12 protein-coding genes are annotated in these 14,378 nt (G+C 42.0%); 9 read left to right on the plus strand and 3 right to left on the minus strand.

Going from position 1 to position 14,378, the window contains the following annotated elements; translation table 11 throughout:
- Positions 1 to 22 precede the first annotated feature (22 nt).
- Positions 23 to 2,584, plus strand: coding sequence for a CAP domain-containing protein (locus tag O3627_RS02480; RefSeq protein ID WP_343091774.1), 2,562 nt, complete (start codon positions 23 to 25; stop codon positions 2,582 to 2,584).
- A gap of 164 nt (positions 2,585 to 2,748) precedes the next feature.
- Here the strand turns inward: O3627_RS02480 and O3627_RS02485 are convergent, their stop codons facing one another.
- From O3627_RS02485 to O3627_RS02495, 3 genes are all read right to left on the minus strand, one after another.
- Positions 2,749 to 3,585, minus strand: a complete 837-nt coding sequence (locus O3627_RS02485; RefSeq protein ID WP_002904608.1) for a sugar ABC transporter permease — start codon at positions 3,583 to 3,585, stop codon at positions 2,749 to 2,751.
- A complete protein-coding gene (locus O3627_RS02490; protein WP_002904606.1) occupies positions 3,585 to 4,943 on the minus strand; it encodes a carbohydrate ABC transporter permease in 1,359 nt (452 codons plus the stop codon). The genes O3627_RS02485 and O3627_RS02490 overlap by 1 nt, the downstream gene beginning before the upstream one ends.
- Before the next feature lie 81 nt (positions 4,944 to 5,024).
- Complete coding sequence (locus O3627_RS02495) at positions 5,025 to 6,281, minus strand: extracellular solute-binding protein (protein WP_343091773.1); 1,257 nt, start codon at positions 6,279 to 6,281, stop codon at positions 5,025 to 5,027.
- Between the two features lie 364 nt (positions 6,282 to 6,645).
- Between O3627_RS02495 and uvrC the strand changes: the two genes are divergently transcribed.
- From uvrC to O3627_RS02535, 8 genes are all read left to right on the plus strand, one after another.
- Positions 6,646 to 8,475, plus strand: a complete 1,830-nt coding sequence (gene uvrC, locus O3627_RS02500) for an excinuclease ABC subunit UvrC (RefSeq protein ID WP_343091772.1) — start codon at positions 6,646 to 6,648, stop codon at positions 8,473 to 8,475.
- Positions 8,476 to 8,628: 153 nt separating this feature from the next.
- A complete protein-coding gene (locus O3627_RS02505; protein WP_072074056.1) occupies positions 8,629 to 9,174 on the plus strand; it encodes a hypothetical protein in 546 nt (181 codons plus the stop codon).
- Between the two features lie 259 nt (positions 9,175 to 9,433).
- Positions 9,434 to 10,039, plus strand: coding sequence for a nitroreductase family protein (locus tag O3627_RS02510; protein WP_125382322.1), 606 nt, complete (start codon positions 9,434 to 9,436; stop codon positions 10,037 to 10,039).
- A gap of 69 nt (positions 10,040 to 10,108) precedes the next feature.
- Complete coding sequence (pepV, locus tag O3627_RS02515) at positions 10,109 to 11,515, plus strand: dipeptidase PepV (RefSeq protein ID WP_125382320.1); 1,407 nt, start codon at positions 10,109 to 10,111, stop codon at positions 11,513 to 11,515.
- A gap of 50 nt (positions 11,516 to 11,565) precedes the next feature.
- Complete coding sequence (locus tag O3627_RS02520; RefSeq protein ID WP_125382318.1) at positions 11,566 to 12,150, plus strand: uracil-DNA glycosylase family protein; 585 nt, start codon at positions 11,566 to 11,568, stop codon at positions 12,148 to 12,150.
- A gap of 12 nt (positions 12,151 to 12,162) precedes the next feature.
- Positions 12,163 to 12,651 carry a prolyl-tRNA synthetase associated domain-containing protein gene (locus O3627_RS02525; protein ID WP_125382317.1) on the plus strand — a complete coding sequence of 163 codons (489 nt, stop codon included), beginning with the start codon at positions 12,163 to 12,165 and terminating at the stop codon, positions 12,649 to 12,651.
- 248 nt (positions 12,652 to 12,899) lie between these two features.
- A complete protein-coding gene (locus O3627_RS02530; protein WP_125382315.1) occupies positions 12,900 to 13,862 on the plus strand; it encodes a zinc-binding alcohol dehydrogenase family protein in 963 nt (320 codons plus the stop codon).
- Positions 13,855 to 14,169, plus strand: a complete 315-nt coding sequence (locus O3627_RS02535; RefSeq protein WP_125382314.1) for a rhodanese-like domain-containing protein — start codon at positions 13,855 to 13,857, stop codon at positions 14,167 to 14,169. The genes O3627_RS02530 and O3627_RS02535 overlap by 8 nt, the downstream gene beginning before the upstream one ends.
- Positions 14,170 to 14,378: the final 209 nt, after the last annotated feature.

The following is a 14,378-nucleotide window of genomic DNA, read 5'->3' on the forward strand; positions in this document are numbered from 1 at the left end:
CGTTTTGTGATAGTATATTACTATGTGGGCTGCTATACCCAGGTTAATTATAGTATGTGAGATTATAAAAAGGAGATTGATTATGGAAAAGAAAATAGGCAAGTCTGTTGTAGCGACTGGTATCGCGGCTACAACTATTATTTCTGGTGGACTGACCCATCAAGTGCACGCGGATGAGTTGGTTGAATCAACTGTAACAGCTCCAAAAGCGACTGAAGTAACTGAGAAACCAGTGACAGCAGCAGATGTAGCTGTTGCCCAAGAAAATGCTGAAGCAGCCAAAGCTAAACTTGATGAGCAAAGATCGATAGTAGATACTGCGAAAACAGAAGCTGAAGATGCAAAAACTAGCGTGAAAGTGGCTGAAGCCGCTGTTGAGACTGCTAAAGAAGTGCAGGCAGAAGCAACAGAAGAAAATGTTGCTAAGGCGGAGACGGAAGCAAAAACAGCAGAGCAAGAGTTTGGCGCAAAAGACACTGCTGTTCGAGAAGCAGCGGCTAAAGCTGCCAAGGCAGACCAAGCCGTTAAAGATCAAGCGAATACTATTAAGGCGAGCCAATCTCTGGTAGACATTGCCGAGACTGAATTGAAACAAGCTAAAACACCACTTAACTCAGAGGAGCAAGCTGTAGCAACTGCTAAGAGTCAGCAAAGTCAAGCACAGAACGCTTTAGACAATGCAAAGACTGAGTTGACAAAGGCGGAACAAGCAGCGTCTTCTGCTCCACAAGTGCAGGCTGAAATCCAGAATAAAATCAATCAAGCAAAGGCATCTTTGAGCCAAACCAATCAAGCTATCAGCTCTCTTGAAGGACAGATTCCTGCTGCAGAGAAAGCAGCAGCAACAGCTCCTGTTGACCTTCGCAATACGACTTATTCCCAATTTTTAGAAAATGTTCGTAACAATGCGGCTAATCAAGAAATTCGCGATGCTGCTAACAATGCACTTGCTGTTTACCAACGCGGACAAAATGAATTTGGTATCTCAGTTAATTCTGACCCAACTAGTCCAGCTAATCTGGAAAATAACCTGCAAGCTTTAGAGTTGGTCAAGGCTATTAATGCTTACCGTCGTAATGCCGGCTTACAAGAGTTGTTGGTTGATCCATATGCGAATGTGGCTAGCCAGATTCAGACTATCTACTTTGAGCGCAATAACTGGCATATGGGTAAGCTGATTGGTAATGAGAATGTGGCGATTAGTTTTGACCCGCAAGGGGCTGTCAATTTCTGGCACAAAGAAAAAGAAAAGTATCAAGAGATTGCGGCGCAATATGGACTGCCTACTGATGAAACTCAGATTGATGCTAATGCTATCTATATGAGAGTTGGAGCGGGTGTATTTGCTCAGATTGGCCACTATGTTCAGATGATGGACAATAAAGCCAATGCTATCTCAGCAGCTTATGATAAACATCCAAACCAATGGGGCACACCTCATGGTACATCCGAGGTTGGTTTCCATCACATTAGCAACTTTGACCAACGTGTTAATAACGGTACTCTATTGACTGTTGCAGCTATGGAGCAGTTGTTGCGTGCTGGTGGTGGTCGTTCTGCAGGTTCTAACGCTAATGTTACAGCACTTAAGAATCAATTGGCTGAACTCAAGGCTCAAAAAGTAGGTCAGGAATCAGCTATCAATATCCTAAATGCTCAATTAGCTGATGCTCAAAAGACAGCGGCAGCTCAAATTGCAGCAGTTGAAGCAGCTCGTCAGAAGGTAGCAACTGCTGAAAATAATCTAGCTTTGACTAAGCAGAATGTTGCTCTCAAGCAAGAAGCTCTTGACAGAGCAACAGCTAAGATTGCAGCAAGCTTGGCTCCTTACCAAACTAACTTGAGCAATGCTCAGGCAGTTCTAGCAGCAGCTAAGGATAAGTTGGCAGAACTTCAGTCAGCTCAAGAAGCTGCGAAAGCTAGTTTGACAACTGCTCAAGAGGATTTGTTAGCTGCTCAAAAAACATTAGCAGCAGCTAAAAAGAAAGTCATTGACCTTCAAAATGCTCCTCAGTTACTTGCAGAAGCAGAGCGGGAGTTGGCAGAAGCGCAGCTTGATTATGAAGCTAAACAAGCAATCTTAAATCAAGAGACTGCAACTTTAGCTGTTCTTGAGGAATCCTACAACAGTCTTCAAGCGAATTATGAAACTCTCTTGAATATCTTTAATCAAGCATCTCTACTGTATGGAAATGCTCTGAATAGCAACTATCGCTCAGGTGAAGATAAACAGACTCTAACAGCTGTAAAAGGTGGAGCAGCTGGTCCAGGTACAGAGGATGAATCTAAGAAAGATTCAGATGCTAAGACTGCAGAAGTTCATGCAAACACTCGTGAAGTCAAAGGAGCAACTACAGGCGCTATTCAAGCGGCAGGTGGTGGTGCATTCACTGATTTTGTTGTAAATCCTGCAGCTCAGCTAGCTAGTGTGGCTACGACAGCTGATAAGGCTCCAACAGTTCCTGCTATTCTGCCAAATACTGGTTCAGAAGCAGAACGCCTAGCAATTTTTGGTATGGCACTTGGTGCAGCTGCCTTTTTGGGAACCAACAAGCGCCGTCGCAGAGACGAAGATTATAATTAAAGAAATTCAAAATGAGTCTGGAATAATTTCCAGACTCATTTTTTTGTTCAAGCCTAATAAGCAATCTCATATAAAAGCGATGAGAAGTTAAGTTCCACATTTTCTAAGAAAGATAAAAACTTCCGATATTAACTGTCGGAAGTTTTCAATATCCATATTAGATTCTATTTGACTGCTCCGCCTGTTACACCTTCTACATAGTATTTCTGCATGAAGATGAAGAGAAGAGTGATTGGGATAGCGATGATAATTGCTCCAGATGTGAAAGGTAAGAACCATTTATTGATGGCGTCCTTATTAAGCATTTGGAAAAGTCCTAAAGCAACTGTGTATTTTTCCTTGACATCGCCTAGGATGACAGAGGCAAAGATGAAGTCAACCCAAGGTCCCATGAAAGCCATAAGCGCTGTATAAACGATAATCGGTTTTGAAAGCGGCAATGTAATAGTCCGGAAGATTTGGAAGCGGGTCGCTCCGTCGATCATAGCGGATTCGTCCAAAGAATATGGGATGGTATCAAAGAAACCTTTAGCTATATAGAAGCCTAGAGCTGCTCCAGCTGAATAAACCAGAATCAGTGAAGTCAGGGTTTGTGTCAAATTGAGTGCTTTCAAGATATAGTAAACCGCAATCATAGACATGAAGCCTGGGAACATGTTAAGTACCAGAGCCAGCTTGAGGAAACGGTTTTTATGCTTGAATTTGATACGGCTGAGTGAGTAAGCCATACCCACGGTAATCAAAGTAGACAGGATACAGGTCGCTGTGGCAACAATCAGGGTATTCATAAACCACTGAAGAAAAGGATATGTGTTGTTATTAAACAGTCTGATATAGTTGTCAAGAGTATAGGTCTTAGGGAAGAAGTAAGGGACCGCATTAGAACCTTCACCACGGAAGCTGGTCAGAAAAATCCAGATAATCGGCGTTAGCCAGATGAGTGCTAAAACAGCCAGTAAGACATAAATCCCTAATAAACTGAGTTTTTTTCTATTTTTCATTATTTAGCAGTTCCTTCCTTGAATGATGCGGATCTAGTATAAGCTAAGAGACTGAAGGCTGCAGAGATTGCAAAGATCAGGATACCGATAACAGATGCTAGATTATAGTCCTTGGCAGAAACAGTCAGTTTATAGAGCCAGGTAACCAAGAGGTCAGTTGATCCTGCCTGATAGTAGGAAGAGTTAGTAGGTCCACCGCCTGTCAGGAAGTAGATAACGTTGAAGTTGTTAATGTTTCCGATAAACTGCTGGATGAGTGATGGCGCCATAATCAAGAGAATTTGAGGGAAAGTAATGCTCTTGAAGATTTGAAGCTTGCTAGCTCCATCAATCTCAGCAGCCTCGATTTGCTCGCTAGGGAGGTTCATGATAATTCCAGTCGCTACCAGCATGGTAAATGGAATACCAATCCACATATTGACAAGGATGATTGAGAACTTAGCCCAAACAGGGTCACTCAAGAATGGAATTGGATGCTGAATGAGATGGAGGCTTTGCAATAATCCGTTCAAAGGTCCATTGTCATTCAGGAAATTACGCATCAAGAGCAGGGATACGAATTGTGGCACAGCAATAGTGATAACGAAGAGTGTGCGCCAAACTTTCTTGTACTTGAGGCCTTTTGTATTGAGCAAGAGAGCTAAAACGATTCCGAAGAAGAAAGTAGTAGCTGTCGCAGCAACCGCCCAAATCAAGGTCCAGCCTAAAAGTGGGAAGAAGGTGCTAGCCATACGACCTGAGAAGACATCACCGAAGCTGGAGAAGCCAACCCAGTCAAAGAGTGACTTAGGAGCTGGATGCTTATGGTCAAAGTTAGTAAAGGCCAAGCAGATCATGTAGATCAGAGGTAGGATGGTAAAAAGCAGTACTCCGATAAGAGGAATGCTCATTAAGCCCATGTGAAAGCGGCCGTCAGCCAACGTCTTAAAGTCCTCAACGAAGTTAGGAATCTTCTGACCAGACTGCTTGAGGGCCATCAAGTGACGAGCACTTTTCAGATTACACCAGTAGATGTAGGCGAAGACTGCACAGAAGATGAGAGAAGCAAGTCCAAAAATCAGCATCAGCATAGAGTTGTCACCGGCTACTTGAACTGTGATTTCCAAGCCGTTAACTTTTTTGATAGCCTCTCCCTGCTCTTGAGTCCCCAATGTAATCATGCCGCCAATAGCTGGTATGATTTGGACTGCAAAAGCAATCAGGAAAGCAATTTCTGAGAAGAGGAAGAGCAGCCCCTTGATAAATTGTTTGTTTACAAGGTTGCTCAGTCCCATTACCAGAAAAGAGAGTTTGACATCCCAGGTTCCCTCTTTAAAGACCTGAACCATGGATGCATTGTCATAGGATGACTGAGTCATAGTATTCTCCTTATATTTACAAAGAAAGAAGTGAGGAGGCTGCCCCCCTCACTTCAATGCTTATTTAAATTTGCTTGAGTATTATTTAGCTGCTGCTAAATCTTTATCAAACTGTTGTAATTTTGCGAGGTATTGATCTTCACCAAATTTACCGTTGTAAGCATCGCTGAGGATTGCAGCACTTTCAGTCCAGAAGACAGACATTTGGCTAAGTTTAGGCATAACTGTTGTGTAGGTATCAGAAGATCCCATTGTGATAACAGCTTGTGCCAAGGCATCTTTCTTCACATCTTCAGACTCTTGTACTTCTTTGTTAGCTGGGATGATGTGACGTCCTTCAAACTTGAATTGGTTTTCTTGGCTTTCTTTGCTAGTAAGCACTTGAGCCAGTTTGTAGCTTGCTGCGATACGGTCAGTGTCGCCGTTTGAAGGTGTTTGGTTAACTGCGTAAAGTTTTACACCGAGGAAGGCTTTTTGTTGAACGTCTTGTCCACCGATGTTAACAGTTGGGTAAACAGAGATACCAAGGTTGTCTTTGCCGACAGCTTTTTCAGCAGCTGCGTAGTCCCATGGACCTGATTGGAAAGCGTCAACTGAACCATCTTCAAATTTAGCAAGAAGGTTAGAAGCATCTACGTTTACAAAACCGCTGTTATTCTTTTGAGTTGCGATGAACTTCAGAACGTTCACACCGGCTTCGTTACCCCAGTTTGTTCCGTCTACTTGCTCACCATCTTTACCAAAGAGAGTGTCGCCAACAGAAAGGAAGAGTGGAGCAGTGATGTATCCATTAGCCTCTTTCAAGTTTCCACCAAATTTAGCTTTAGAAGTGATGGTTTCATAAGACTTAACATCATCAGCGGAAAGTTTTGATTTGTTATAGTAGGTTACTTGTGATTCGATACCGTATGGGAAAGCATAAGTTTTGCCTTTGTATTGAGCACCAATTGCTGCTTGTTCAGTATCGTTTTTCTTGACTTCTTCTGCCATTTTAGAAGGAACTTCTTGAATAGCTCCAGCTTCAACTAATTTACCAAGTTGGTCGTGTGGCAGAGAGAAAACATCGGCAGCAGTACTAGCATCTTTTGTCAGATTTTCCTGAGCGTTTGGATCTTCCATTTCGACTACGTCAACCTTGTAGCCTGATTCTTTCTCGAACTTGCTAACTGTATCAGAGTAAGAATCTTTAGAACCAGTTGGCACCCAAAGTTTCAAGGTCTTGCTATCGGCTTTAGAAGAAGAGCTCTCCTTGCTACTATTCGAGCTACAAGCTGCTAACAGTGTTCCTGCAGCCAGCAAGCTGACACTGCCCAATACTACTTTTTTCCATGTTTTCATTCCTATTTCCTCCCGGAATTTTTATTTACAGTTCTATTATGCAACCGTTTGCAATTTTTGTCAAGTCTTTTTTTGAAATTTTTTTAAAAATATATTAATTTTTCTAAAATTTTTCTATTTTATTTCTGTTTATTTAATCAAAGCCTATTAAAATGGCTGTGCAATCGCTTGCTTGATTTTTACTTAGAAAATGCTTTATTATGAAGAGAATCATGTTTCTTTTGAAATAGATTTTTGGTATTTGAAAGAAGATTTAAAAACAGGTTATAGTTCATCATTACCTATGGAAGGAATCAAACTTATGATTTTCTAATAATCTAGTGTCTATCTGTTGAATGCTTCCCTTTTCTGCTATAATAGACCTATGAACAAGCTAATCCAATCAAAGCTGGAACTGTTGCCGACCAGTCCTGGCTGTTACATTCACAAAGACAAAAACGGTACCATTATCTATGTCGGCAAAGCCAAGAATCTTCGCAATCGGGTTCGTTCTTATTTCCGTGGCAGCCATGATACCAAGACGGAAGCTCTGGTTTCTGAGATTGAGGATTTTGAATTTATTGTCACCGAGTCCAACATTGAGGCTTTGCTTCTCGAGATTAATCTAATTAAGGAAAACCAGCCCAAGTACAATATCATGCTCAAGGACGATAAGTCCTATCCTTTTATTAAGATTACCAACGAAACCTATCCGCGCCTGATTATCACGCGCCAAGTCAAAAAGGACGGCGGGCTTTATTTCGGGCCTTATCCGGATGTCGGTGCGGCCAATGAAATTAAGCGTCTTTTGGATCGACTCTTTCCTTTCCGCAAGTGTACAAATCCGCCTGAAAAGGTCTGCTTTTACTACCATCTGGGGCAGTGCAAGGCCCACACTATTTGTCAGGTAGACAGTCAGTATTTCAAGGAGCTAGCCCAGGAGGTGGCGGCCTTTCTCAAGGGTCAGGATGACCAGATTATTGAGGATTTACGGGGGAAAATGGCTGGCGCAGCGCAAGCTATGGAGTTTGAAAAGGCTGCAGAGTACCGCGACTTGATTCAGTCCATTGGTACCCTGCGAACCAAACAGCGAGTCATGGCCAAGGATTTGCAGAATCGGGATGTCTTTGGCTACTATGTGGACAAGGGATGGATGTGCGTACAGGTTTTTTTTGTCCGCCAGGGTAAGCTAATCGAACGTGATGTTAACCTTTTTCCCTATTATAATGATCCGGACGAAGATTTTCTGACCTATATCGGCCAGTTCTACCAGGAAAAGTCCCACCTCAAGCCCAATGAAATTTTGATTCCAGCTGATATTGACGAAGAAGCTGTCCGAGCCATGGTGGATACCAAGGTGCTTAAGCCCCAGCGAGGCGAGAAGAAGCAGTTGGTCAATCTCGCTATCAAAAACGCCCGAGTCAGTCTTCAACAGAAATTTGACCTTTTGGAGAAATCTATTGAAAAGACTCAAGGGGCTATTGAGAATCTAGGGCAGCTCCTTAACATTCCGACACCTGTTCGTATTGAGTCTTTTGATAACTCCAACATCATGGGGACCAGTCCTGTATCAGCTATGGTGGTCTTTGTCAATGGTAAACCAAGCAAGAAGGACTATCGCAAGTATAAGATTAAGACTGTGGTAGGACCTGATGACTACGCAAGTATGCGAGAGGTCATCAAGCGGCGCTATAGTCGGGTGATTCGGGATGGACTGACTCCGCCTGATCTGATTGTCATTGACGGTGGACAGGGCCAAGTCAATATTGCTAAAGAAGTGATTCAGGAGCAGTTGGGATTGGATATTCCCATCGCTGGACTGCAAAAAAATGACAAGCACCAGACCCATGAATTGCTTTTTGGTGACCCTCTGCAGGTTGTAGAATTATCCCGAAATTCGCAGGAATTTTTCCTACTCCAGCGTATCCAAGATGAAGTTCACCGCTTCGCTATTACCTTCCACCGTCAGCTCCGTTCGAAGAATTCCTTCTCATCACAACTAGATGGCATTGAAGGCTTGGGACCAAAACGCAAGCAAAATCTCATGAAACACTTTAAATCTCTAACCAAGATTAAAGAAGCCAGTGTTGACCAAATCGTCGAAGTCGGCGTACCACGAGCAGTGGCAGAAGCGGTGCGGGAGAAGTTAAATCCAGTAGACCAGCAGAAAACATCTTTGTCAGAAGTAGCAGAGCCACAGGTGGATTTAGAATAGACAAATCTCATATGAGGACTGTGTATGCAGGATTTCTTTAATAATTAGGAAAAAATTAACAGAAATGGATGGACTATTATAATGCCTATAATGTTTGACAATAAAATAATTTTGTATTATAATATGTCTATTCTTTATTAATAGGAGACAGTAATGAGAAAAATTATTACAGCTAGTGTAGCGCTTTTATCGGTTATAACTTTAGCAGCATGTTCTGGAAAAACAACATCAGATTCTTCTGAAAAAGCTTCAAGTTCTGTAGAAAAAACATCTACTTCAAAGAGTAAATCAAGTAGCTCTGAAACTTCATCAAAAACAGCTAGTTCAGATGTAGAAATCCCAGAAATTGTTCTCTTGACAGATGAAGAAATCGACAATGCTAAAACAATTGGTGACATGAAAGCTCTCTTTAGTAAGTTGATTGATAATTATAAAAAGTACATTGATGAAATTGGGAACAAAGTACCTGAGGCTGGGAAAGAAGCATACAATCAACAAGTAGAACCAGCTATTCAATCTATGGAAACTTCAAGAGAAACTTTTAATGAAACGCTCTCAAGTGCTGGTTCAGATGATACAGAAATTCCAGAACAAAATCGTGCTCTATTTGCTCAGCAATTGAAAACAGGACGTGATGCTATGAAGAAGGCTATTGAAGGGGCTTATAAAGCTCTTGGTCAGCTTAAATCTGGACAATAATATTAACAAAGCAGGTAAGAACCACCTGCTTTTTTTGTAGCAAAATGTAAAATAGATGGAAATTTAAGTGACTTAAAAGATAAGATTGAATCAAAAAATTTTTAAATAAAATATTGTTTATACTCAATTATAAATAAAAATAGGCATAATTTAAGCATTTCTAATAATGATTTAGTGAAATTTATGAAAGGAAAAAAACTGCAAACTCTTACAAAATATGATAAAATGAAGCTAGTATATTTAGAAAAGGATGCGACTTATGAAATTTCTAGAACTCAATAAAAAGCGTCATGCGACCAAGCATTTCAATGACAAACCTGTGGATCCAAAGGATGTTCGTACAGCCATTGAAATTGCAACGTTGGCACCCAGTGCCCACAATAGTCAGCCATGGAAGTTCGTTGTGGTGCGGGAGCGTAATCAGGCTCTAGCTGAGACAGCTTTCGGTGGTAATGTGGACCAGATTAAGGAAGCTCCAGTGACTATTGCCCTCTTTACGGATACTGATTTGACCAAGCGGGCTCGTAAGATTGCGCGTGTTGCTGGAGTTAAGAATTTCTCTGATGAGCAGCTCCAATTTTACATGCAAAATCTGCCAGCTGAGTTTGCTCGCTATAGTGAACAGCAAAAGAGCGATTATTTATCTCTCAATGCTGGTCTGGTGGCCATGAATCTTGTTCTGGCTCTGACTGACCAAGGTATCTGCTCTAACATCATCTTAGGTTTCGATAAATCTAAGGTTAATGAGGTTTTGGAAATTGATGAGCGTTTCCGTCCAGAACTCTTGATTACGGTTGGTTATACTAATGAAAAACTAGAACCTAGCTATCGTTTGCCAGTTGATGAAATCATCGAGAAACGTTGATATAGTTATGTTTATGATTTAATTCATAGTTGAAATGATTTAAATCGAATTGGAAGTTGGGGTGAAATAATGACAATTGATTTTAAAGCGGAAGTTGAAAAACACAGAGAAGATCTCTTAGCTGACCTGTTCAGTCTTTTGGAAATCAACTCAGAACGGGATGATTCCAAGGCAGATAAGGAACATCCTTTTGGACCTGGTCCTGTTCAAGCTCTGCATAAGTTTTTAGAAATTGCTGAACGCGATGGCTATGAAACCAAGAACGTTGACAATTATGCTGGTCACTTTACTTTTGGTGAGGGCGAGGAAGAACTTGGGATTTTTGCCCACATGGATGTGGTTCCTGCTGGAAGTGGCTGGAATACAGATCCTTACAAACCTGAAATTATTGATGGTAAGCTTTATGCGCGTGGTTCATCTGATGATAAAGGTCCAACTATGGCTTGTTACTATGGTTTGAAAATCATCAAAGACTTGGGATTGCCAGTATCTAAGCGCGTGCGCTTTGTGGTGGGGACAGACGAGGAATCCGGTTGGCAAGACATGGATTATTATTTCAAGCATGTTGGTCTGCCTGAGCCAGACTTTGGTTTTTCGCCAGATGCTGAATTCCCAATCATTAACGGTGAAAAAGGAAATATCACAGAATACCTCCACTTTGGAAACAGTAATGATGGCAGCTTTAAACTCAAGTGCTTCACTGGCGGACTTCGTGAGAATATGGTGCCAGAATCAGCGACAGCCATTTTTACAGCACCGGTTGATGCAGCGGATTTGGATGTCAAATTACAGGAGTTTGCTGCTGTTCATAAGGTTTCAGCTAGTCTGAAAGAAAATGGCGACGCTCTTGAAGTGACAGTCATTGGGAAGTCTGCTCACGGTTCTACGCCGGAGGAGGGTATCAACGGAGCAACCTATTTAGCTCTCTTCCTCAACCAATTTGACTTTGCTGATGATGCCAAGGCTTATCTGCAAGTGGCAGCTCAAGTTCTGCACGAGGACTTTGCTGGTGAGAAATTAGGAATTGCTTATACAGATGCTAAAATGGGTGCTCTCAGCGTGAATGCTGGTGTCTTCCATTTTGACAGCGCCAAGGCTGACAATACTATTGCTCTGAACATCCGTTACCCTCAAGGTACTGATCCGAAAAAGATTCAGTCTGGTCTTGAAAAAGTTGCTGGTGTTGTGTCAGTAAGTCTGTCTGATCATGGGCACACTCCGCACTATGTCCCAGCAGATGATGAGTTGGTAGCGACTCTTTTGAGTGTTTACGAAAAACAAACAGGTCTTAAAGGGCATGAACAAGTCATCGGTGGTGGAACCTTTGGCCGTCTTTTGAAGCGAGGTGTGGCTTTTGGTGCTATGTTCCCAGACTATGTCAACACCATGCACCAAGCCAACGAATTTACTGATGTAGAAGACCTTTTTCGTGCTGCGGCCATTTACGCGGAAGCTATCTACGAATTAATCAAATAAAGAAGAACTCGTTTGGTCTTGCCAAATGAGTTTCTTTGCAAGGAGCTGCTATGCATACTTTAGAAGATATTACAAAGGCCATCATGGCTGATCCAGAAAATAAGGAATTTACGGAGCAAGGGATCAAGCCGCTTTTTGCGGCACCTCGGAATGCTCGGATTAACATTGTTGGTCAAGCCCCGGGGCTGAAAACTCAAGAGGCAGGGCTTTACTGGAAAGATAAGAGTGGTGACCGACTGAGGGAATGGCTGGGTGTTGATGAAGAGACTTTTTATCATTCTGGCTACTTTGCAGTTTTGCCCATGGATTTTTATTTTCCAGGACATGGGAAATCTGGTGATTTACCGCCTCGTAAGGACTTTGCGGACAAATGGCATCAGCCGATTTTAGAGCTTTTGCCAGATATCGAGCTGACCATTTTGATTGGTCAGTATGCACAGAAATACTATCTGCATCAAAAAGGAAATATCAAGCTGACCGAGATAGTTCAGCATTATCAAGACTATCTACCTGATTTTTTCCCATTGGTACACCCATCGCCCCGCAACCAAATCTGGATGGCTAAAAACCCTTGGTTTGCAGAGCAGGTTGTGCCAGACTTACAAGCATTGGTACAAAAGATTATTCATCAATAAAGGAAAAAAACTATGGATGCTTATCAACAAGTAGCTAATAAGTTGCAAGAGTTGGGGATTACCTTTGATGTGGTAGAGCACCCACCTGCATTTACGACAGAGCAGGCAGATGGTTATATTGAAGGTATGGAAGGCGTTCGAACCAAGTCCATGTTCTTGACCAATAAGAAGAAAACTCAGTATTATCTTCTAATTATGGATGACAAGAAGAGTCTGGACATGGATTTGTTTAAAGAGCTGGTTTCAGCTAACCGTATTCGTATGGCTTCAGCGGCTTCTCTCTTTGAAAAAATGCAGCTGCCTCCAGGAACGGTATCCCCTTTTGGTCTGCTCAACAATGAGGAAAAGGATATTCAAGTTTATTTTGATAAGGGCATTGTATCAGAGGATATCATGACTTTCCATCCTAATACCAATGAAAAGACCATCTTTATCTCTACACAGGATTTGTTAAAATTTTTGCAAGATTTGGGCTACTCTTACCAAGTGCTGGAGCTTTAACTAACTATTTTGCTGAGATAGAGTAGTACTATCCAGCTGCTCTCTCAGATTGTCAAACCTAGCGTCTTGTCCCTCTATCTTGATCTTGGATGAAGGACATATCCAGCAACGTGCTTCCCTCAGGAGATTCTCAAACAGCCGGCTGATGGATTTTGTAAAAGTTCAGTTTGATTTTCAGAAGTAGCTGACTGACTTTTTGATAAGTCTAAGCTTAGAATGCTAAACTTTGTAGAAAGCGAGGTGATTCTATGGAAACGATGAAGGCTATAGTCATTTACGAATCGGGTGGGCCAGAAAAGCTTCTGCTGGAAGAAAGACCGATTCCAGAACTTCAAGAAGGCTGGACCTTGGTCAAGGTCAGAGGGTTTGGGATTAACCGCTCGGAGATTTTTACTCGTGAGGGTTTATCGCCTAGTGTCGCCTTTCCTCGGATTTTAGGTATTGAGTGTGTTGGCCAAGTGGCCAAGACGACTCGGTCTGATTTAGAGATTGACCAGAAAGTGGTTTCCATCATGGGAGAAATGGGGCGAGCTTTTGATGGTTCTTATGCTGAGTATGTCCTCCTGCCTAACGACCAAATTTATACAGTCGAGACTAATTTGACCTGGACAGAGCTGGCTGCAGTGCCAGAGACCTATTATACTGCCCTAGGTTCTATGAAAAATCTGCGCATTGAGCCCAATGACAAGATTTTGGTTCGGGCTGCCACTAGCGGTGTTGGTTTGGCCTTTGCTCGTCTGGTCAAGGCACAGTTTCCAGACACACATATCGTGGGCTCGGTCAATAGCGGTTCCAAACAGTTTCTACTCAAGCACCAAGCCTACGACGATATCATTATAGACCAGGATGGCCGACTGGAAACAGAGGAGAAGTTTGATAAAATTCTGGAGTTAGTCGGTCCGGCAACTGTCAAGGATTCTTTTGACCATATCGCAGAGGGCGGGATTATCTGTGTGACTGGACTCTTGGGTGGCCAGTGGGAGCTGAATGGTTTCAATCCAATTGAGGAAATTAAAAATAACAGTTTTCTGACAAGTTTTCACTCAACTCATGTGAGCCAAGACCTGATGGATGAATTATTTGATTACATTGACCGCTACCAGGTCAATGTTACACCAAGGCGTGTCTTTTCCCTAGAGCAAGTGCCCAAAGCTCATGCATTTATCGAAGGGACGGCAGGTTTTGGAAAAATCGTGATTATGAATGAATAGGAGAAAAATGATGCAAAAAATTAGTGCGAAAGATTTATATGACAAATTACAGGCAGAAGAACTGCAGTTGATTGACGTTCGCGAGGTGGATGAATTTACTGCTGGACATATCTCTGGGGTTCAGAATCTGCCTCTCAGCACCTTGCCTGAAAATTATAGAAAATTAGATAAACAAATCTCCTACCATATCATCTGCCAAAAGGGAGGCCGTTCAGCGCGCGCCTGCGAATTTTTGGAAGCTAAGGGTTACCAAGTAACCAATGTTGAAGGAGGAGTAGAAGCTTTTCCTGGTAAATTGACGATATGACAAGCGATTAAGAAGAGCAGATGCCGGAATAGATTGAATTTCCGGCCCTTTTTTTGTATACTATAGTAGTATAATAAATTAAGGATAGGAGAATATCTATGTCAAAAGAAGATTGGCTTAGATATTTCTAAAAAAAACAAAGTTCTTCCCAACTAAAGCAAGAAGAATTTGTTTAAACGCAGTTGGTTAGAACGATTTGGGATTAAGCA

The organism is Streptococcus sp. 27098_8_82 (genome assembly GCF_041431615.1).
Taxonomy (GTDB): Bacteria; Bacillota; Bacilli; order Lactobacillales; family Streptococcaceae; genus Streptococcus; species Streptococcus sanguinis_K.